Raw genomic sequence first — 20,186 nt, forward strand, 5'->3', positions numbered from 1 at the left:
TAAACCCATACAAATACTGTTTTTATAAGCAGTATTTTTTTATTTATGGATTTACGGAAACCCACAATTAAAATCAGATTTTAATATGTATTTTTAGAGCAAAATCCAATTTTCACTTATACTAAAATCATAAAAACAACACTTAAGCATGAAAATAAAAAATATTCAGCAATACCGAAGCATTTATAAAAATGAAGTAAGAAAAATGCCTGACAGGGACGAAAATTTTATTGGCAACTTCTTTACTGATCAGCATTCACGGAAAACAAAAGGATGGTTCGATTTATATTTTGGAGATACGGATGGCAGCAGTACCGCTCAAAATGGCGTAAAAAATAAGCTGAAATCATTTTTGGACATGGCAAAGGACGGCCAGGCCGTTTACGAATTTTTGCAAAATGCAGTAGATGCCGGTGGTACCCAATTTCTGATGTTTTACAAAAAGGATGAAGCTACCGATAATGATTATTTGCTGGTGATTAATAATGGAGAAATGTTTAATCCGGCAAGCATACGTTCTATCCTTAATATTGGTTCATCAACAAAAGCAAATACCTCAGATAAAATTGGACAATTCGGTATCGGTTTTAAACTCGCACACAGATTGGTGGGAAAAGATGATGCTCTGGATGAACTAGTCAATCATCTTAATGGACCCATTTTATACAGTTGGAAAAACAATGAAATACTTAACTTCCGTACAAATGTTATTGTTGAAGACCTTAAATATAATGTTGATGTTGCGGAAAATATTAATCTTGAAAATACTACCCCCTGGCTATTTAAAATTCTGTTAACTACTTTTCCTTGTGCCTACGGAGAAATCCCTACAATCTGGGAAGGACAAAAAGCTAATTTATCCCCTTTTGGACAAGAAGATTTATCAATCCTTAGTAACTGGCTTAAAGAAGAACATGTTTCCCGGTATTTAAAAAATAACTTTGAGGAAGGAGCTCTATTTTTAATGAAGCTTGGGGATGGAAAATTAAACGAACTGAGAGAAGAACCCAATCTTAATCTTGGTGTAAAATTTTCCTTAGCTGTGCTAAAACAAACCTCTAATGAAGGAAAGGCTTTACAGACAGCCGTAATCAATGGTGAAGAGGTACATCATCCGGATCTCCAGTTTCATAAGTTTACGATTACAAAAAATCCCGAGGATATTGATGATTATTCATTTATACGTTTCAAAAAGAACTTCTCAGAATTATCTGATAATGAAAAAGAGACCATTAATACCGAAAGTGAAATAGAAATTCTTTTTGGCTTCAGAAAATTTAATCAAATAGGAAATTATTTCAAAGGATCTCCAAGTTTCTATCTCTATTTCCCGGTAAGCCAGGAAGTACATAATTTCAATTTTATCTTCCATTCCAATGCTCTTTATAAAGGATCGAGCCGCGTATTTCTTCAGTCCGGAGGAGGAATTGGCCTAAATGAAAGATTATTTAGCAAAGTGATAGAACGTATTGAGATTGAACTAAAAACTCTTTTTGTTTCAAATCAAAAATATTTCTTCGACCTGTATGCTTCTTTTTTAACCTCAGGCGAAACACACAATAATGAAAGCAGATGGATTACAGAGTGTTTCACACAACCCCTCAACCAATTACTTAGTAAACTTGTTCCAGTTAAAAACTACAATGATGAAACCTGCCTTATTGACTTGTCTTCCAACAGAAATCAGCAGGTATATATACTGGACAGCAAAATAAGATTTGAAGGTAACCATCAGTATTTTTATTTTGATGATAATGAAGAAAATGGTGATATTGTTTATAAAGCAGTTGAAAAGCTTGCTCTCAAAAGATACAACATTTTTGATATTCTTCAAAATGACTCTTCTTATATAGAAATTAACCGATGGCTGGAAAAAGATGAAGACAGAATATCTGTTTTTTATCATGAAATTACACTAAAAACCAACGGCTTATCTGGTTTGAGTGAAGTTCAAAAAACTAATTTAATCCGGATAAAATGGATAAAATTTACAGATCATTTAATCCGCTCTATCGAAGAAATCGGAGACTATCCTTACATTTTATTAAATGACAGAACATACGAGGCTAAAGAGATTTTTAATAAGGCTGGTATCGTAACAAGTTCATCTAATATCGGCAGCTTTATCGAAAGATTCAGAACCAATTTTCAGCAAAATGAGCTTAAACAGTTTTTGTATACGAACCTTACAAAAAACTTCAGCAATCATGTTTCAGATGAAAAACTTGATTCATTAACTAACGAAGAAAAGTTTATGCTATTCGAAGTGTTCAGGAAATTGGACGATACACCGGGAGAAAGAATCAGGCATTTGAAGATTTATAAAAACAATCTTGGTATTTACCAGCCCTTTGGCAAAATGCTGAATCTGCAAGGAGGTCTGGCGGGTTTATTATCAATAGATACCAATCAGCTACAAGGGATTGAAAATATTAACATCCTTTTAAATTACCTGAAAACAGATCCTGCCAATCTTTATGAGAGAATTTACTACCCTCAATGGAGCGACGTATTGAACCACCTTTCAGTAAATACTATTCATGCAGAAAAGATAAAAGGAGAAATAGAGTATGCTTTTAAACATTCTAACTGGGATGAAAAGGAAAAAAAACTTTTATCAGATTATGATGAAATTATTTTCGGAAAGAAAATCATCCGTTCAAGGTATATTTTTATTCCCAAAAAGAAAATAGAAAATCTTCCTTTTTATCAGGAAAACTTATTGAAATATTTTGGAGCTTATATTCCTGATGAAGAAGCATCCTCTCTTTTTTCTTCTAATCTGCCATTTGGTTATAAATCAGAATTAAAAGATCCTGAATTGCTGCTGAATGATCTTTCCAAGGAAGAAATTATGAATATTCTTGAGCTTGCAAAAGTTCTGGAACTAGACTTCTTTGAGTATAATACAATCATATCCAATGGTAAGAATTATGATATTGTATCAGGCTATATTACACAACAGTTTTATAGTGAAAAAAATAAAATCATTGATTTTTTTAATCAGCAAAAAGATTCCTGCTACAGACAGCTACCTGAAGAGCTGAATTCATACAGCTCCCTGGTTCATTTAAAAGAACAAAAATTTAATACAGAGATTACTGATTTCTTTGTAAAACATAAAGATATAGATACGGTAGCTACAGAGGCAATGGATATTATAGTTTCATTTGATGAAGATTCAAGGGTAAAACTATTTGAGTCAATGCATAAAATTGAGCTTAATAGCTCTGTATCAGATGAAATAAACCAAAAGCATTTATTATTTCTGCAAAGTCTTAATAATCTTATTGATGTAGATTCTATGCAGAATAAAATTTATATTATTTCTGAGAGTCAACACATACCTTTAAAAGATGTATTGCCACAAATACCCAATCTTCTGATAAATTACAGGTTGATTACCTTTTCCGATATTTTTTCTGAAGAAATAGAGAACAATAAATCGGTAGGAATATTTTATGATAAGTTCATAAATGGTACGGCTAAAGATCAGTCATTCTTTAAGAAATTATTCAAATTAGATTCTATAGAAGATTTGACAAGTTTAAAACCTTTATTTCTGAATCAATTAAAAGATGAAAATGAAATCAATACGATCTATCAGCTTTATTTTTTACTGTTTTCAAATGTTTTTTCTGAAAAAGAAATATCATCTCTATATATTTTGAATGCAGATAATGAATACTCTTTTTTAGGTTCATCGTATTTCCAGTTCAGTGAAGAAAACAACAGATTTTTTATTCCCGGTAATTTGATTCACGAATCGTTCAATAATGAACCGCTTCTTTTACATGACATTATTACTACTTCATTGAATATTGAATTTACATTATCTTCAAAATTTCATCTCACCAAAAGTTCTGATTTTACTTTATTAAAAAAAGAGCTTCCGATCATCGAAAAAATAGCTTTTTTATATAATGCTTTCTTAAATACCACAGGAGATTTACAATATATAAATGAGGAGTTGGTGACTGATTATCTGGAAATAAGTTCAGAACAAAAATTATTAAATAGTTTGTCAACACACGAAAACAATGACTTTGTAAAAGCTATTCACTTCTGGAGTGCTGAAGATGATAATAAGCAGGATTTTCTGAAAAAAATAGGGTTTAGGTTTGATGATGATCCTACGGTACAATTAATCAACAGAATTAAAGCTAGTTCGAACAATTTTTCGGATATTAATGTATTTAGCTTTACTGAAGAGGAACTTAACTTACTGTATGGTTATCTTGTAAAAAATCAAATAAAGTTTGATCTTAATAATGAAAACGTTATAAAGATTGCAATGCAGCTACACTCTGCTTTTGCTCAAAATCTAAATAAAAAAATTGCTTTAATTTATTCTGGTTCAAAGCATATTATATTTGATGATACGGAAGATATTTGGCCTTTTAATTATGATATTATAGATCAGGTATTTGAAAATACAGATGATGATCTTTTGTCAACTTTTCTTACAGAGTATAAAATTATCTATAAAGAAATTGCCGATGATGTCTTAACAGATAATGAAATAGACATTTCTTATAATATTGTAGACGAGTCTACGGAAATTCTAAACGGCTACTTTTATACTGAATGGAAAAAAGACATAAAAAATATTGAAATCTATCAGGCCAATGAGTTAGAATATGCGATCAAAGTAAAGATCAATCATCAGACTGTAAAACTCTGTACTGTAAAATATACTAATAATACATGGCTAGAGCAAAAGGGAAATACATTGCATATTTATTACACTACGGATAAATCCTTAAAATATATAGTAGATTACTACAGTTCTGCTCAATATGACAGGTATGCAAATTATAATTTAAAAAGTGCACTTAAAAAGCTGGAAGAGAGCTACAACACAGTAAATGCTACAATATCAGAAGCTTTAAAAAATTTAGATCATATAGACATCAAAGAAATATTACAAACTCAAATAGAAAAAGAAGAGCGAAAGCTGGAAAGAGAAAGTATCATTACAGAGATTAAAGAAAATATCAAATATTCTAAAGACTGGTTCTTAAAATATCTGGAATATCTTAATACAGTTAATGAAAAAAACTCCTCTTCTGAGAATAAAACCTTACGCTTCAAGGAATTTAGCAAGACTACTAAAGCCAAATTTTACAAATTATCTGCATGTAATTCTGCAATCCCTGAAAATATAGATGAGTCTAAAGATGTTACTATAAAATTCTATTATGGAAAGAATACAAAAACAGCTAAAATAAGTAGTATTTCTCAAAAAAATCAGAGGGTACTTATTCACATTGATGAAGCTTTACCTAACGAAATATTTGCATCTTTCTTTATGGCTGAAATTACCTATCAACCCACTATCGATCTGTTGCAAAGGCTGCGTAATGCTTTCACACATTTAGATACCTGGGATAATATTGAAACAGAATTTCCTGCTATTCAATATATTTACGGTCCTCCGGGAACAGGAAAAACGACAACATTAAAGGATAAGATTAAAACGCTTTACAAGGAAAACCCGGATGTCAAAATACTTGTATTGGCTCCTACCAACAAAGCATGTGATGTTTTAGCAGAGAAGCTGTATGAAGATAAGTTCAGAAAATTTATCCGTTTATCCGGGCCTACTTCAGAAACCCTACCAGAGTCTTTTTATAGTAATGAATTAAATCGTGATGAGCTTTACAAAGGTAATGTCATTATTTCCACAATACACAGACATTCTTATTTCAAAATCAGCACAGAGCACTCATGGTTGTTTATGTATGACCTTGAAGAATTCTGGGATTACATCATTATTGATGAAGCATCAATGATTAATCTTCCGTATATAACTTTCAGCGCTATCATTACAAGCCAAAAGAATACCTCCTCTGAACTTATTATTGCCGGAGATCCTAAGCAGATCCCTCCTGTGCCTGAGCTAAGTGATAATGAAAGAGAAGAAATAGATATTGAAACAGAAAATATCTATTCCATGTTTGGCCTAAGAAGTTTCAATAAGGGTGATCAAAAAGAAGAAATCCGTGATATTGATACTGTAAAAAACTTAATGATTCAGTATAGAAGTGTCCCTGAAATAGGAAATCTCTTCAGTCAATTTTCTTATGAAGGAAGTGTTTCATCCGAAAGAACTTCAGAAAGCAAAAGAGAGCTACCTGCAAAAATAGCACAAATTCTAGATTCTCCGATTACTTTTCTTGATATTCCATTAGAAAAAGACAATCAGTTATTCAGTATCAACAAATTGATTTACAGCTCTTACCACTTATATTCCTGTATTTTAATCAATGAATTTATTCAATATTTTGATCGTTGTAATGATAAAAATGAAAAATGGACAATTGGAATTATTTCACCTTATAAAGCACAGGCCGTGTTATGTAATAGATTAAATGCCGGGCTCACTTTAAAAACAGACATTCAGGTAATTGCTGATACTGTACATGGGTTCCAGGGAGATGAATGTGATATTATTTTCTATATCTCAAATCCGAGCAGCTATCTACAGTCTCCTCATCCGAAATCATTACTGGCTAACGATTTTATTTATAATGTGGCTGTAAGTAGGGCGAGAGATTATTTGATTATTGTTAATCCTTTTAATACCTTACAACGTAATCATCACATTAACAAAATAAAAAGCATTGCAGCTGATTTTTTTATGGAACCGGTAAAGATTAAGAGTTCTTCAAATATTGAAAATATCCTATTTAACAACAGCTCTTATATTGATGATAATACTTTTATAACTAATCATGATGATGTAAATATATATGCAACAGATATTTATAAATATTTTATAAAGAAAAATTCAGTTTCTATTGATTTTCAGATTTCAACTAATTCAAAATAGAAATCAATATTGTAAAATCAGTGATAGAAATTTATATGATATTTTTATCACTGATTTTTATTTCTTTATCCATTCCAAACTCCTACGCCCCTCATAATACTTTAACACCCTTTATACCCTCTCCCCCGATAAATTTTCGTTCTTTTGCAAAAAGTTTTAATTTTTACCCAACCGCATGTCTAAGTTTGATGAAATCCGGTATTTCAATGATCAGGAAGTGAATGAGAGATTACAGAGCATCGCCCGTGATCCCATGATGAAAGCCTTTATGAATTTTACTTTTCCTGATACGGATGAGCAGGTTTGGCTGGAACAGTTTAAGAATGTTCATTCCATCAGTGACTTTCAGCATCAGTTTGTTGCCTTTGCCGTTCGCCAGATCCTTGCAAAAAGTTCTGACGGTTTAACGACTTCTGGCTTTGATAAGCTGGATAAAAGCACTTCTTACCTTTTCATCTCAAACCACAGGGATATCGTTCTGGATACTTCACTGCTTAATCTGGTATTGCTGGAAGGCGGTTATGTAATGACGGCTTCTGCCATCGGAGATAATCTTGTGCGTAAGAATTTCTTAAATGTACTGGCCAAGTTGAACCGTAACTTTCTGGTACAAAGAGGTCTACCGCTTCGTGAACAGTTGACAAGTTCACAGACGATGTCTGAGTATATTAAAGAGCTGCTCCTTCAGGAAAACCGTTCTGTATGGATTGCCCAGCGTGAAGGCCGTACCAAAAATGGTAACGATTCTACCCAGCAGGGTGTTTTGAAAATGCTTGCCATGGCAGCCGGAGATCAGCCACTGACAGAGTATTTTAAATCCTTAAAGATTGTTCCTATCTCTATCTCCTACGAGTATGATCCTACAGATTCGTTAAAAATGCCTCAGCTGCTTGCACAGCACAGGGATGAGGAATACATTAAAGGGAAAAATGAAGATTTCACCAATATCATCAGCGGAATTCTGGGCCAAAAGAAACGCATTCACCTTCATGCAGGTGATGTTCTGGATAAAGAACTGGATGAAATTGCAGCGACCATTGACAACAAAAACAAACAGCTGCAGGCCATTGCACAGGTAATCGACCGTTCTATCATCAGTAATTATAAGCTTTGGCCAACCAAGTACATTGCCTATGATCTGCTTCACAACACCAATACTTACGCTTCCGAATATACGGAGCAGGAAAAACAGTTATTTGTCCGCAGGCTTGAAATGCGTATTGATCCTTCAGATCCTGTTTCCAGAGAGTATTTCTTAGCGATGTATGCCAATCCTTTGGTAAATAAACTGAAGCTTGAAGAAGAATCTGAAAACTAGTTGAGGATAAAATAAAGATAAAAAACCACTGTATTGAGCAGTGGTTTTTGTTTTATCCTATCAGATTTTTATCTGGTTTGCGACATAGAGTCTACTTCCATAATTGCATCTGCAAATGCTTTTGGAGCTTCCTGCGGTAAATTATGTCCAATTCCGCCCGTTAAGGTATGATGTGCATATTTACCTGTATATTTTGAAGCATAACTTTCCGGTGCGGGAAATGCAGCTCCGTTGGCATCACCTTCCAGAGTAACCGTTGGAACTGTAATAGATGGAGATTTTGCCAGCCTGGCTTCAAGTGCATCATATTGTTTTTCTCCTTTTGCTAATCCCAGACGCCAGCGGTAATTGTGGATCACGATATCTACATGATCAGGATTGTCGAATGCTTTGGCAGAACGCTCGTAGGTCTGGTCATCAAAAACCCATTTTGGTGAAGCCGTTTTCCAGATCAGTTTATTAAAGGTTAAAGTATTGGCTTTATACCCCTTATATCCTCTTTCCGTTGAAAAATAATACTGATACCACCATAACAGCTCAGCGTTCGGAGGCAAAGGTTTTTCATTGGCCTTGGGACTTCCAATTAAATAGCCACTTACCGCTACCAGTCCGGTGCATCGTTCAGGCCACAGGGCAGCCATGATATCTGCAGTTCTGGCTCCCCAGTCGAAACCGCCAACGATAGCCTTATCGATTTTCAGAGCATCCATAAAAGCAATGATATCCAATGCAACAGCACTCTGCTGACCGTTGCGTTTTGTATCCGGTGAGATAAAGGTAGTGGTTCCATAGCCTCTTAAATAAGGGACTAAGACACGGTATCCTTTTTCAGCAAGTATAGCGGAGGACTCTTCAAAACTATGGATATCATAGGGCCATCCATGAAGAAGGATAACCGGTTTTCCATTGGCCGGACCTACTTCTGCATATCCAACGTTCAACAACCCGGCTCTGATGTTCTTTGTATTCTGAAATGCGGAGGTAACGGATGTTTCCAGATCTTTTTCACCCGTGGTATACGTCTGTGCATGTAAAGACAGTAATCCTGCTCCCATAAAAATAATCAGGGACAAAACGGATTGTATTTTTTTACTGAAGTTCAATGTAGTATTCATAATAGTGATGTTTTGTGATGGTAAAATTATGGTAAAGCCAAGCCGGAAGTAAGTGAAAATACGTTAACAAGGTCATATTAAACGGTGAGTCCTGAATTTCGGGCGGTAAACCGGACACGAGAAAAAACAACAGCGCTATATATTATGATGTTAATGGACAAAAACATTATTCATCACCATAATTTTTTTCTAAAAGCACTATCTTCGTATCTGAAAAAATTGACAAAATGAAGAAATTCCTATTGCTGGCTTCGGCTGTATTCGTTCTCCATTCATGTGTGGTAAGAACAGCTACTAAAGTGGTTTCCGGAGCGGTAAATTTAAGTTACAAAGCGGTAAAGGGAACCGTTAACGGAATCAGCTGGGCAGTGAGCAAAGCAAAGGGGAAAATTGATGAAGACCGTCTGGATGGTACCTGGAAAGTAGTGGGCGTTTACCGTGGTTCTTTTGAAGATTTTTCAAAAGATCAGAATCCTGACGGATCATTTACTTCGGAATGTACGGAAGGTTTTGATCAGATTGTTTTCAAGGCTAAGAAATCCAAATTCAAGCCCGTGCATTGCAGCACACAGGATGAAGATTGGGTAAAATATTCAATGGAATTCGGAAAAAATCCTTCAACGAAGGAAAAGGAGAATTATATCGAATACAATTCCAGTAATTATATTTCCGTTATCGATGTAACCAATAAAACAATGGTTCTGGAAGGCAATCTGATGCCTAAACTGGGATTTTCCGGTGGTAAGTTATATCTTCTTGAAAAAGTAAAATAGAACTAAGGGCTGCATTTTTGCAGCTGCAGTTTCTGTTCACTGTTTAAACCTTCAAAACGATGCATGATCTTACTCCTTTCTTCGAAACAGCAATATATCCTTTGTTTGATCTTACCGGTGAGGAAAAAGAAATACTCCTGGCTGAAGCAAAAATACAGCATTTGGAAAGCAACAGTTATGTCATACGGGAAAACTCAAAGGCTGACAGTCTTCTTTTTCTCCAAAAAGGCGTTGTCAGAAGCTTTTATGTGAAAGACCACCGGGAGATCAATACCGAATTTTTCTTTGAGCATGATTTTTTTACAGCACTGACAAGCTATCTGACCGGCGAAAAAACATCTCTTAATTTTCAATGTCTGGAAGCTTCAGAAATTATTGTTCTTCCCAAAATATTGACAGACAATCTTTTAAAAGATCCGAAATGGCATCAGTTCATGAATCAGATCCTCACGAAAGAGTTTATTAAAAAATGCCGCCGTGAAAGCTCTTTCCTGCTTCAGGATTCTTATGAACGGTATCTTTATTTTCTTGAACAGTTTCCGCATTCTGAAACCAGAATTCCTCTTTTCCATATTGCTTCTTATCTGGGGATGAGTCCTGAAACCTTAAGCAGGATCCGAAGTAAAAAAATAAAGCAAATTGATTTAAGTCAAGTAAACAGAATCTGATTTTCTTCACTTTTGTCTAAATATTTTAATAATGGACAAAAGAGTACAATTTGATTTTGAAGTGTATTTTACCAATGGGGGAAGCCTTAAAGGGGAAGAATTCAGACTTGACATTGCAGGAGATCATATTACAGACCAGGAACTGATTGATTATATTATTGATGATCTCCGGCTTCTTATGGCTGGTAAAGTCAATATCCTGAATAAGCAGATCATTAACGAACCCCATAAAAGAAAGACTGTACAACAAAAACCTCCTGTGGAACGGCTGATCGATCTGAGCCATACCATTGAGGAAGGACTTATTACTTATAAAGGGCTTCCCGCTCCTCACATCTGTGATTATCTGAGCAGAACGGAATCTCAGAAATTGTATGAGGAAGGAACTTCGTTTCAAATTGGTAAGATTGAAATGGTTACGAATACAGGAACTTATATCGACTGTCCTTTCCACAGGTTTGAAAACGGAAAGGATACCGCTGAGATGGAACTGGAAAAACTGGCTGAATTAGAGGCGGTAGTAATCCGGATTCCTTATACGGAAACATTGGAAATTACAGACCTGCATCTCAGAAACCGGGAAATCAGAAATAAAGCGGTACTTATCCATACGGGATGGGATAGCCATTGGAATACGGAGACGTATTACGAAAATCATCCTTACCTTACGCAAAGCGCGGCAGAATATCTTAAAGACTGCCAGGTAAAACTTGTAGGGATTGACTCTCATAATATTGATGACACAACAGGCAAAAACCGTCCCGTACACACCATTCTTCTGGGCGCTGAAATAGTAATTGCGGAGCATCTTTGTCGTTTGGAACAGCTTCCTGATGAAGGTTTTACCTTTACGGCTGCCCCTCCAAAATTCAAGGGAGCCGGAACTTTTCCGGTAAGGGCTTTTGCTTCAGTACAACAAAACTTATAAAGAGCTTACTTGAAAACAACTCAGGCAATTGACGATGAAAGTTATTTTAGAAACTGCTCAGCAATAAAATACCCGCTTCCCACCACCAGTAGTGGCAGTGCTATTGAAATCAGGATTAAAGGCCAGGCAAAAATTCTGAAATAGGTATATAAACCTACTGAGGAAGGATCCTCAGGATCGTAGATCACAGTCTCTGTTTCTCCAATGGCCCAGGCCGAGGGATTGGTTCCTTCCGCCAGTTCAAAAGTATGTTCCATATTATTTTGGGACCGGAAGGTAAAGACCGGACTGAATACGGTTCCCTCTGATTCATATTCCCTTAATGAGGTAACGGTTGCCGTTGCCTTTTCTGCTTTTTTTAAGAATGAAAGAGTATTTTTAAAGCTCATTAATGCTGCTGCAAACAGAATGATTCCTGCTGCAAGGATGATATAATATTGCCACATAGCTTTCGTTTTTTTTCTGTTCATCGTATTGCATCCTGAAAACAAATCTTTTGATTATCTTTCTTGTTTTCAGATTGATATCCCGAAGATACAAAGATTTATCACATCATTATTTAACCCTTAAAAAACAATCTGTTATCTGGTTTCAATATCTACAATTTTCTTTCCATCCTTACCCAGATAATGAAGAACCAACTTCTCATATACTTTATAACCGTCATCAATATTGGTAAAAATTATAATTCCCTTCCCTGAGCCGGGTATGATGATGGCAATACATTGTGTTCCCTGATCAGCTCCGCCGTGGGATAAGGCATAATCACCGTTTCCAAGGTCGTATATCTCGAACCCCAATCCAAAATATTTTTGATCTTTTACTTTGACCTGTTTTTTGATCATTTCCTGAAAAACATCCGGTTTCAGATTTTTCTTATTCATGACACTGACCATAAAGTTGCCGTAATCTTCAACCGTAGTATAAAGATCATCAGCCGCATTGGCCGTTTTGTTTTTTTCGGTTGGATAAGGTTTACCATCTTTATCATATCCTATAGCCAATCTTGATTCGTCGGTATTCTGATCCCAGATATAATGGGTATCATTCATCCCGAATGGCTGAAAAACAAGTTCTTTTGCCAGCTGATCCAGTGATTTTCCAAGCTTTTTTTCCAGTGCTTTCCGAAGGTATTCAAAACCTTCTCCTGAGTATTGGTATCTGGTGCCGGGATCAAACTGAAAGTTCAGTTTCTTATCTGCATTCATCCATCTCCAGTTCGGAAAACCTGTCTGGTGGCTCAGGATCATTCTGGTGGTTAATTTTTTATGCCTTGAATCGTTGGCAATATCTGGATCTGTCCAATAGGCATCAAGAGGTTCATCAAGCTTCCATTTCCCAAGACTTACCAATCGTAATACAACCATTGCCGTAACAGATTTTGTAAGTGATGCGACATTAAACAAGGCATTATCAGGTGCTGCAATCCCTTTCCTGATCTCACCGAAAACTTTCACCTGCTGCAACTTTCCTCCTTCTATAATTCCTAATCCCAGGGCAGGAATATTATTTTCTTTCAGCCAGCTTTGCATGGACTGATCGTTATCAAACATCGTTTCACTATCAGTAGTCTGCTTCGGATGATGATTAAAACTCAATGAATTTTTAAGCTTCCACTCACCATTTTCCAGTATCCATAAATGGGTAAATTTTGCTTCCCCAACCAGTTTTTCAGCATGATTTACTATCTTCTCATAAAAAAGGTGGTCTCCATTCTGAATGGCAGCGTAGATCTTTCCGTCTTTATACATGGGATAGATTTCTGTGCTTTTATTAATAAGCACTCTTTTTATCTGATAGGTCTCCGGGGATTTGCATAATCCGTTTTTAAAATCAATGATAAATTTTTCCCTGTCCTCAAAGCCGCCTTTATCGTGATAAAATTCAAACTTTTCGCTTAACAGGTTTTCCATCAGTTTAATGTTGCAGGTATTGTAGCCCACAGAAAAAAACAGGCTGTCTTTCGACATAATGGTTTTATACAGAGGATCTGTTTTTTCTGTTTGTGCCTGCGTGATATTCATCAACAGCATAAAAAAAGGAAGGATGAATTTTGAAGACTTTGTCATTGTTATTTTTTTTGACAAAGATTCTACTTCATTTTCTTTTTTGGGTAAAAAAGAACCCGACAAAAACCCGACAAAGTCCTGACAGGTTTTATATCATACTGAATTTCAGCCTGAAATAGAGTTTTTTATTCTTATCTATCTCGGCTGCATTCCGAAGGATAATAAATACATTGGAGAGAACAATCAGGATCATCAGGATCAGGGTAAACTGTTTTCCGAACTTTAAAAAGATGCCGAGCATAAAGGTAATAGGTGCCATCACTGTCCAGATCATCTGAACGGAAATAATCTGTCTGGCCAGACTGTTTCTCTGCTTCATACTATGCATGAGAATAAGCGGCACAAAAATATTCAGTGGCGGTAAAAGGGTAAACATTAACGAGGAAAGGTTAATGATTTTAATGTATGAATAATTGATTGGAGCTTCCTCTTCTTTTACTTCAATTTCAACCTCATCTGTTTCTGAAATTATTTGTGGTTGATCCTGCTGCAATTCAATCTCTTCTATTCCTAAAGCCTGTGCCAGTGCTCTGAGGGTATGTCCTTTGGGTTCTGTTCCCGATTCTATACGTTGAATGGTTCTCACAGAAATTTTTGATTGTTCTGACAGCTCTTCCTGGGTCAGGCTCTTTTGTTCTCTTATGGCTTTTAGCTTGGACATTGTTGAGGGTATTCGGAAAATATTTTAGCTAATTTACTGTTTTCATTATTAAAATCTTTTCTTACATCCGCTGATGTTTAAATTATTATTCATATAAAAAATAAGTGTATTTTTATTTAAAAATAACTTTCTATTTTTCAGTCATTTATAAACTTTAACACCAGATCAGTTTATGGAAAATACACTATCCAAATCCGAAATCAGGAAGAATATTGCCACTTATCTCATTCTTACCCTGCTTTTCTGTCTTCCTGTTTATTATATGTGTATCAGCACCGGAAAACTTGGCGGCGGAATAATCTCTTATGCAACCATTGTCATGTGGTGTCCCGCTATTGCTGCATTTCTTACCTGCCGTATCCGGAATATCCCCATTTCTTCTCTGGGATGGAAGTGGGAACCGACAAAGTACCAGATAATGGCCTATTGTATTCCCGTTCTTTATAGTTTGGTACCTTACCTCATCATCTGGATCAGTGGTGCCGGCGGCTTTTATAATCATGAGTTTGTAGCGGAAATTGGCAAAGGAATGGGCTGGAATCTTCCAGATGGTCTCACGATCATCCTGTATATTATTCTGATGAGCAGTTTTGGTATGGTACGTTCGGTAGGCTCTGCACTGGGAGAAGAGATAGGCTGGCGTGGTCTTCTGACGCCTCAATTGGCCAAGATCAATTCCTATACTGCTACTTCTCTCTGGATGGGTGTGATATGGTCGATCTATCATTATCCTCTTCTGCTTTTCTCCAATTATAATACAGGCGGCCCCAAATGGCTGGCTCTTACTTGTTTTACGGTAATGATATTTGCCGCTTGTTTCATCTTTACATGGTTAAGATTGAAATCCGGAAGTTTATGGACAGGTGTTATTTTACATGCCAGTCACAACCTTTTTATACAGTCTATTTTTACACCTCTTACTGTAGATACAGGAAACACCAACTATTATATTGATGAGTTTGGTATTGCCCTGCCCATTGCTACAGCTGTGGTTGCTTATTTCTTCTGGAGGAAGAGAAAAGAACTCGATGAAGATCATCCATTTTCAGCATAATATGTTTATTAAAAAGACAGCCTTTTATTGAAAGGGCTGTCTTTTAATATATTAATTCTGAAAAATCTATTCCGGATTAATTACTTCAATAAGGCGGATTCTGCTGAGCAAACTTTGAAATATTTCCTGAGTATCTCTGCTCTCACCTAACGAAATACTTAATCCTTCCCCTTCTTTATCTTCATTTTTAAGACCTATTCTACCTGCTTTTTGTCCTTCACTATTACTTATTTCTTCAACCAATATTTCGTTGTCTTCAAACCATGATTTAATTTTTGCTACCGCTGAATTAGTATTCTTTGATGTTCTTTGTAAAACTAACTGCTCCGGATTTCCTAAGAATCCTTTAGCGTTCTTATTCAATACAAACTGTACGAGAAATTTAAACTGATGCCTGTCAGGTCTCGCATACCATCTGGCCTGGCTGTATCCGCCCAAATGATGACGAACGGGTATCTCATTTGGTATATTATTGTTGGCAAATACTTTTGTATTCATTATTTCATGATTGAAAGTAAGATCAGTTTTTATATTTCCGCCCTCTGCCCTATATTTTTCTGCCCATTCACTTATTCCTTTAAACTCTGTTTCTCCCATTGTTCTGTAGAATGTCATCGTCTGGAGATCAGGACTGCCTTCTGTTCCATTTCTCAATAAACCAAGTCTTTGGTTCATAAATTCTTTACTTTTACTTCCGCTATCCCATCTTCTTTCATGAAATTTTTTGATAAAAAACAATTGCTGCATATCCCGATATACGGAAGCTGTAATGACCTTGGAATTCATAATGATATTAACTTCATATCTCTCCTTTTCACTGACATCCCCGTACTTTTCCTTTCTTTCCTTTTCATATTTGTCACTTTCCCATTGATCATGGTTGAATTTATAGTCTCCTTCAGATAGATAATCTGCATTATAAATATCAAGTACCAGAATGATATCTTTTATATCTCCTCCCATCAGTTCCAGGGTTTCCAGCATCTTTCTTTCGCTTTCCCTGTTTCCGATGAAATAGGTATTGAAAACTTCTTTCACAGTCATTATTTTTATCTGTCCGTTTTTCAGCCTGACTCCTATCCTGGCTTTTTCATTTGTTCCTTTTGCACTGAAAAACAAATTGTTGTATTTTTCTATAATGCTCATAATAGTTTTTATTTAAGGTTATTTATTTGATTTCTGGAGTTTACACCAATATTAATAACACAAATTTCCGCGGAAACATCGGGACTTACTAAAGGGGAAAAACCTATTTTCAAAAATTCAGGGTTTACCCGTATTCCCGGATGATGTATTTGTTTATTTAACTAAATAAACTCTGAACTATAATAAAGACTCTTGATTAAAAATTCACTCATAAGAGAATTCCCTTATTTTTTAAAATTCCGTTTTTTCCCTTAATGAAGATTTATTCTGATTACTGAAATTTGTATCAGACAAAAGAGATCAACAATCTCATAGTCAACATTTAGTTAAAAAAATAGTAACCCATTAAAACCAGAATATGGCAGAAACAGTAAACACCCAGACTACAGATGCAGTAACGCAGACTAACGTTACGGTACTTGGTGAGTCTCCAGCACAGGCTATGAGTATGCTTTACCAGATGGCCACCCATGCCAGTGGAATTTCCATTCAGAATTCTGTGACAAACCAGCAGAACTTGAACCAGCTCAACCCTGCGATTGTTGCAGATGCCATTAAAATTTTAAAAGGATAATTTAAAACCTTACCATCATGAGTGAAAACAACAGTGAAACCCAACAATCCCAGGCGGCCAATGCTACCACTCCGGCGGAGAAAGCTGTAGTATTTGTGAACAGTGAGGTACTGGCTCCGCCTAAAGCTTCTCCAGTGACCGGAGTAACCAAAGTAATGATAGAACAGTCTACAGGAATGATGGTTCAGGATTTACAGTCTTTTTTAAAAGGATTTGAGCAGGTAGGTCTTATTGCATTGAGCAGACTGGCCAATAATCTACTGACCTATGGAACCACTTTCGGGCCGGCGCCGGGGAGTAAAGAAACCTCTGTTCAAATGGCTGAAAATATTCAGGGCCAGGATGCAGGAAAAGGAAATGAAATGATGAAAGACTTATTCAAAATGGTAAGTGATTATGCTGAGGTAAAGGCAAAAATTTCCAATACGATCTATAATGTCAACGCGCTTCCTGTCTCAGAAGCACTTCCTTCTCCCCCATCCTATACGGAAGTTTCTGCAGAGACAGAAGATCCTGAAAAAAAAAACGGGTAGATCCGGTTCCGGAAGAGACCTCCTCAGAAAAAGAAAGTATGAGAAGAAGCTTTATAACGGCTGATCATGGGGGAAAATTAGTATTAAAGTCGGTTAAACTGACCCAGCCACTTGTAAAACCAGAGATCAAAGAAGCGGTAATTCCTTCGGTCGAAACTGAAGGTGATCCCAGGAAAAAAACAATAATAGCCCAGCTCATTGAAAAAATTAAAATAAATAAAAGATGAATTATTCCTCAGTAACCAAACCCGCCAAGATTTTAAATCTGGAAAGCTTAGATGATTTAAATGAAAGACTTTATCTGCTTAAAATCAATGAAATCAGTTATCTGGACACCAAAAGTTCAGAACCTAAAAAGACGGAGCACAATTCGGAACGATTTGTATTTAATCTTCAGACATCGGACATTAATATTCAGCCGTCTTTACGACTGGTTAACTGCATCGGCAGAGGAGGCAAAAGGTACAACCATTTTCAGTCTTTTGTAGTGGAACCTAAAGATAAATCAACAGGAATTGCCGTAATCATGGTCAAGCTGGATGATCCAAAGGTATTTTACTGCAATGTAAGAATCCTGCCTCTTACGACCCTGAACGAAATTGCAGTTCCTGATTATGATTCAAAACTTCTCACGATCAATCTGGAAAGATCAAAATGTGTACTGAAAGCAGATATTACGATCACACCTTCCAATACGGGTGAAGCTCAGTACTCCGTGCATGATGTGGATGTAAGTGCCATTTCCGAACTGGTTACCCAGGATGAGATGGTTGCCTTAAAAAGAGAACTGGAATTTCAGGCCTCCAAGCTCATTGCCCATTATTTTCAGGAAATCCTGAGTATCATAGTAAATGAAGCTCCATCCGGCAGTAAATCTCTGATTATTCCGGATGATTATACCCTGACCCTTCCTCCACATCAGTTAAAAGAAATGCTGACTGCCAGTGCTATTTCTGCATGTATTGCTTTAGAAATTACAGGTTATAACGTTGTTAAAGACCTCAACCGGGATTGGAAATCTGCGTCTGCATTTATTAACTATCTGCTGTAACAAGACATTTTCTTTTTTTACAGTAGTATAAAACAATAAGTATGCGTAAAAGAATCCGCAAGAAAGCTCCTGCTCCCCAACCTCCGGTACCTGTAACGGAACCTGAGATGGTGGAAAAAGAAATCATGCCTTTTGTTTTAAGACATGAAGATGAAATTATCAGTTATATCAGGGACAAAGCTGTCAAAGAGACCATGAAGTCTCTTGCACCTCTCCTGGAAAAACTGGAAGAAGCTGTAAAACAGCATGAAGCAGCTCCTGCTCCTGTTGCTGCTCCACCACCTGAAACCCCTGTCATGAATTATGAAGAACAGCTGAAAAAGCTGCAGGAAGCCTCTACAGCAAAGGTAAAGGAGAAAGAACTTAAAATAATGGAGCGGATGAATAAGCTGAATACAAGATTAGGTAATATCAAACCTTAGAACCACCAAAACGAATTAATATGAACGAAATTGATACAATCGTTACCGGAATGTCTACCGCAGTACCTCAGGCTATTTCCGCACAGGTAAGCGCACATTCCACAGGACAGATGCAAATCAATTCTGCATTGAATCAGCAACGGAATGCTATGACCGGGATCAGCCATTATGTGATGGGATTAAAAAAAATGAGTCCCAAAAATATAAAAATAAAGGAATTGGAGTCATTTAGAAAACAGCGTTTCTAATTCCTGTTCCACACAACTACGGATGCGGTTTATTCTTCTGCAAAGATGAAATCCGGTGCCCTCAGCATATATACAATCAGGTCAACATTTATTTTTGCACCGCCTTTCAGATGCTGTCAATGTACAAAAACAATCATTCAGAATCCATCGTTAGCCCAAAGGAATCCGGCATTGACGGTATACCTGCAGCAGGAATTTATTTTTAAGACAGATATTAAAAATAAGACCGCATCCTTTTTAGAAAAAATATGCTTTAAACTCGCGCAGATTTTACAGATAGGGGTTTCAGCCATTGTATTCAGAGCCACCCTTCAGAGCCAATTTATTCATAACCTGTCTATACCAATGTTTTTGAAACGCATTGATCTGCAGGATCTGTGGTGAGTTTAAAACCCCAGATATAAACTAGTTTACTTCAATAATTTATTAACCGAGATCCGATCTCAAAAAAAACAATTACAATTATGCCAGTTAATGAACAAATCACAGACGCAGTAACACAATCGAACGTAAAAGTAGTAGGAGAATCTCCTGCAATGGCACTAGCCAACGTGTATCAATCTGCAGCCCATTCTACAGGAATCATGTTTGAAAATGCGGTAAACACGCAAAATCAGCAGAATATTTTAGGTCAGGCGGCAACCACTCAGGGAATCCTGCAGATCTATAGCCTGGACACTGTAGCAGACGCAGTTTCTATGGCTAAGATTCTTAAGCCTTAATTTTTAAACTTTTTGATAAAAGTAATCATCTCAGCCGGAAAGCCCGGTTGTTTTTAACCTAATAAATCA

At 36.2% G+C, this 20,186-nt stretch carries 18 protein-coding genes; 13 read left to right on the top strand and 5 right to left on the bottom strand.

Annotated features, from left to right (window positions below):
• The first annotated feature begins 148 nt into the window (after window positions 1-148).
• Both FFS26_RS13320 and FFS26_RS13325 read left to right on the top strand, forming a co-directional pair.
• The gene (locus FFS26_RS13320) at window positions 149-6,835 is read left to right on the top strand and encodes an AAA domain-containing protein (RefSeq protein WP_137905235.1); all 6,687 of its coding nucleotides are present in this window, start codon (window positions 149-151) and stop codon (window positions 6,833-6,835) included.
• A gap of 175 nt (window positions 6,836-7,010) precedes the next feature.
• Complete coding sequence (locus tag FFS26_RS13325) at window positions 7,011-8,153, top strand: 1-acyl-sn-glycerol-3-phosphate acyltransferase (protein ID WP_137905236.1); 1,143 nt, start codon at window positions 7,011-7,013, stop codon at window positions 8,151-8,153.
• Window positions 8,154-8,221: 68 nt separating this feature from the next.
• On the opposite strand, the gene FFS26_RS13330 is transcribed toward FFS26_RS13325, so the two are convergent.
• Complete coding sequence (locus FFS26_RS13330) at window positions 8,222-9,268, bottom strand: alpha/beta fold hydrolase (protein ID WP_137905237.1); 1,047 nt, start codon at window positions 9,266-9,268, stop codon at window positions 8,222-8,224.
• 227 nt (window positions 9,269-9,495) lie between these two features.
• On the opposite strand from FFS26_RS13330, the gene FFS26_RS13335 reads away from it, so the two are divergent.
• Genes FFS26_RS13335 through FFS26_RS13345 form a run of 3 tightly spaced genes read left to right on the top strand, consistent with a single transcriptional unit; the run spans window position 9,496 to window position 11,637 of the window.
• The gene (locus FFS26_RS13335) at window positions 9,496-10,041 is read left to right on the top strand and encodes a hypothetical protein (protein ID WP_110011395.1); all 546 of its coding nucleotides are present in this window, start codon (window positions 9,496-9,498) and stop codon (window positions 10,039-10,041) included.
• A 59-nt stretch (window positions 10,042-10,100) separates the two neighbouring features.
• Entirely contained in the window at window positions 10,101-10,709 is a 609-nt protein-coding gene (locus FFS26_RS13340) for a Crp/Fnr family transcriptional regulator (protein WP_137905238.1), read from the top strand.
• Between the two features lie 31 nt (window positions 10,710-10,740).
• The gene (locus FFS26_RS13345; RefSeq protein WP_137905239.1) at window positions 10,741-11,637 is read left to right on the top strand and encodes a cyclase family protein; all 897 of its coding nucleotides are present in this window, start codon (window positions 10,741-10,743) and stop codon (window positions 11,635-11,637) included.
• A gap of 41 nt (window positions 11,638-11,678) precedes the next feature.
• On the opposite strand, the gene FFS26_RS13350 is transcribed toward FFS26_RS13345, so the two are convergent.
• The 3 genes from FFS26_RS13350 to FFS26_RS13360 all read right to left on the bottom strand — a co-directional run bounded on the left by FFS26_RS13350 (window position 11,679) and on the right by FFS26_RS13360 (window position 14,367).
• Complete coding sequence (locus FFS26_RS13350; protein ID WP_137905240.1) at window positions 11,679-12,107, bottom strand: DUF3592 domain-containing protein; 429 nt, start codon at window positions 12,105-12,107, stop codon at window positions 11,679-11,681.
• 111 nt (window positions 12,108-12,218) lie between these two features.
• Window positions 12,219-13,706 (bottom strand): serine hydrolase, encoded by a 1,488-nt coding sequence (locus FFS26_RS13355; RefSeq protein ID WP_137905241.1) that lies wholly within the window; start codon window positions 13,704-13,706, stop codon window positions 12,219-12,221.
• An 88-nt stretch (window positions 13,707-13,794) separates the two neighbouring features.
• Window positions 13,795-14,367 (bottom strand): helix-turn-helix domain-containing protein, encoded by a 573-nt coding sequence (locus FFS26_RS13360; RefSeq protein ID WP_137905242.1) that lies wholly within the window; start codon window positions 14,365-14,367, stop codon window positions 13,795-13,797.
• Between the two features lie 172 nt (window positions 14,368-14,539).
• Between FFS26_RS13360 and FFS26_RS13365 the strand changes: the two genes are divergently transcribed.
• On the top strand, window positions 14,540-15,421 hold the full coding sequence (locus tag FFS26_RS13365; RefSeq protein ID WP_137905243.1) for a CPBP family intramembrane glutamic endopeptidase: 882 nt from the start codon (window positions 14,540-14,542) through the stop codon (window positions 15,419-15,421).
• A gap of 66 nt (window positions 15,422-15,487) precedes the next feature.
• Here the strand turns inward: FFS26_RS13365 and FFS26_RS13370 are convergent, their stop codons facing one another.
• Window positions 15,488-16,567: a hypothetical protein gene (locus FFS26_RS13370; RefSeq protein ID WP_137905244.1), complete on the bottom strand. Its 1,080-nt coding sequence runs from the start codon at window positions 16,565-16,567 to the stop codon at window positions 15,488-15,490.
• Between the two features lie 358 nt (window positions 16,568-16,925).
• Between FFS26_RS13370 and FFS26_RS13375 the strand changes: the two genes are divergently transcribed.
• From FFS26_RS13375 to FFS26_RS13405, 7 genes are all read left to right on the top strand, one after another.
• A complete protein-coding gene (locus FFS26_RS13375) occupies window positions 16,926-17,141 on the top strand; it encodes a RebB family R body protein (RefSeq protein WP_034697211.1) in 216 nt (71 codons plus the stop codon).
• A 17-nt stretch (window positions 17,142-17,158) separates the two neighbouring features.
• Entirely contained in the window at window positions 17,159-17,674 is a 516-nt protein-coding gene (locus tag FFS26_RS13380) for a hypothetical protein (protein WP_137905245.1), read from the top strand.
• Between the two features lie 38 nt (window positions 17,675-17,712).
• Window positions 17,713-17,901 carry a hypothetical protein gene (locus tag FFS26_RS13385; RefSeq protein WP_137905246.1) on the top strand — a complete coding sequence of 63 codons (189 nt, stop codon included), beginning with the start codon at window positions 17,713-17,715 and terminating at the stop codon, window positions 17,899-17,901.
• On the top strand, window positions 17,898-18,725 hold the full coding sequence (locus FFS26_RS13390) for a hypothetical protein (RefSeq protein WP_137905247.1): 828 nt from the start codon (window positions 17,898-17,900) through the stop codon (window positions 18,723-18,725). The genes FFS26_RS13385 and FFS26_RS13390 overlap by 4 nt, the downstream gene beginning before the upstream one ends.
• A gap of 41 nt (window positions 18,726-18,766) precedes the next feature.
• A complete protein-coding gene (locus tag FFS26_RS13395) occupies window positions 18,767-19,147 on the top strand; it encodes a hypothetical protein (protein ID WP_110011406.1) in 381 nt (126 codons plus the stop codon).
• A gap of 20 nt (window positions 19,148-19,167) precedes the next feature.
• A complete protein-coding gene (locus tag FFS26_RS13400) occupies window positions 19,168-19,395 on the top strand; it encodes a RebB family R body protein (protein ID WP_137905248.1) in 228 nt (75 codons plus the stop codon).
• A 464-nt stretch (window positions 19,396-19,859) separates the two neighbouring features.
• Window positions 19,860-20,117, top strand: coding sequence for a RebB family R body protein (locus tag FFS26_RS13405; protein WP_110011409.1), 258 nt, complete (start codon window positions 19,860-19,862; stop codon window positions 20,115-20,117).
• Window positions 20,118-20,186: the final 69 nt, after the last annotated feature.

The sequence above is a fragment of the Chryseobacterium sp. 2VB genome, from assembly GCF_005503635.1.
Taxonomy (GTDB): domain Bacteria; phylum Bacteroidota; class Bacteroidia; order Flavobacteriales; family Weeksellaceae; genus Chryseobacterium; species Chryseobacterium cupriresistens.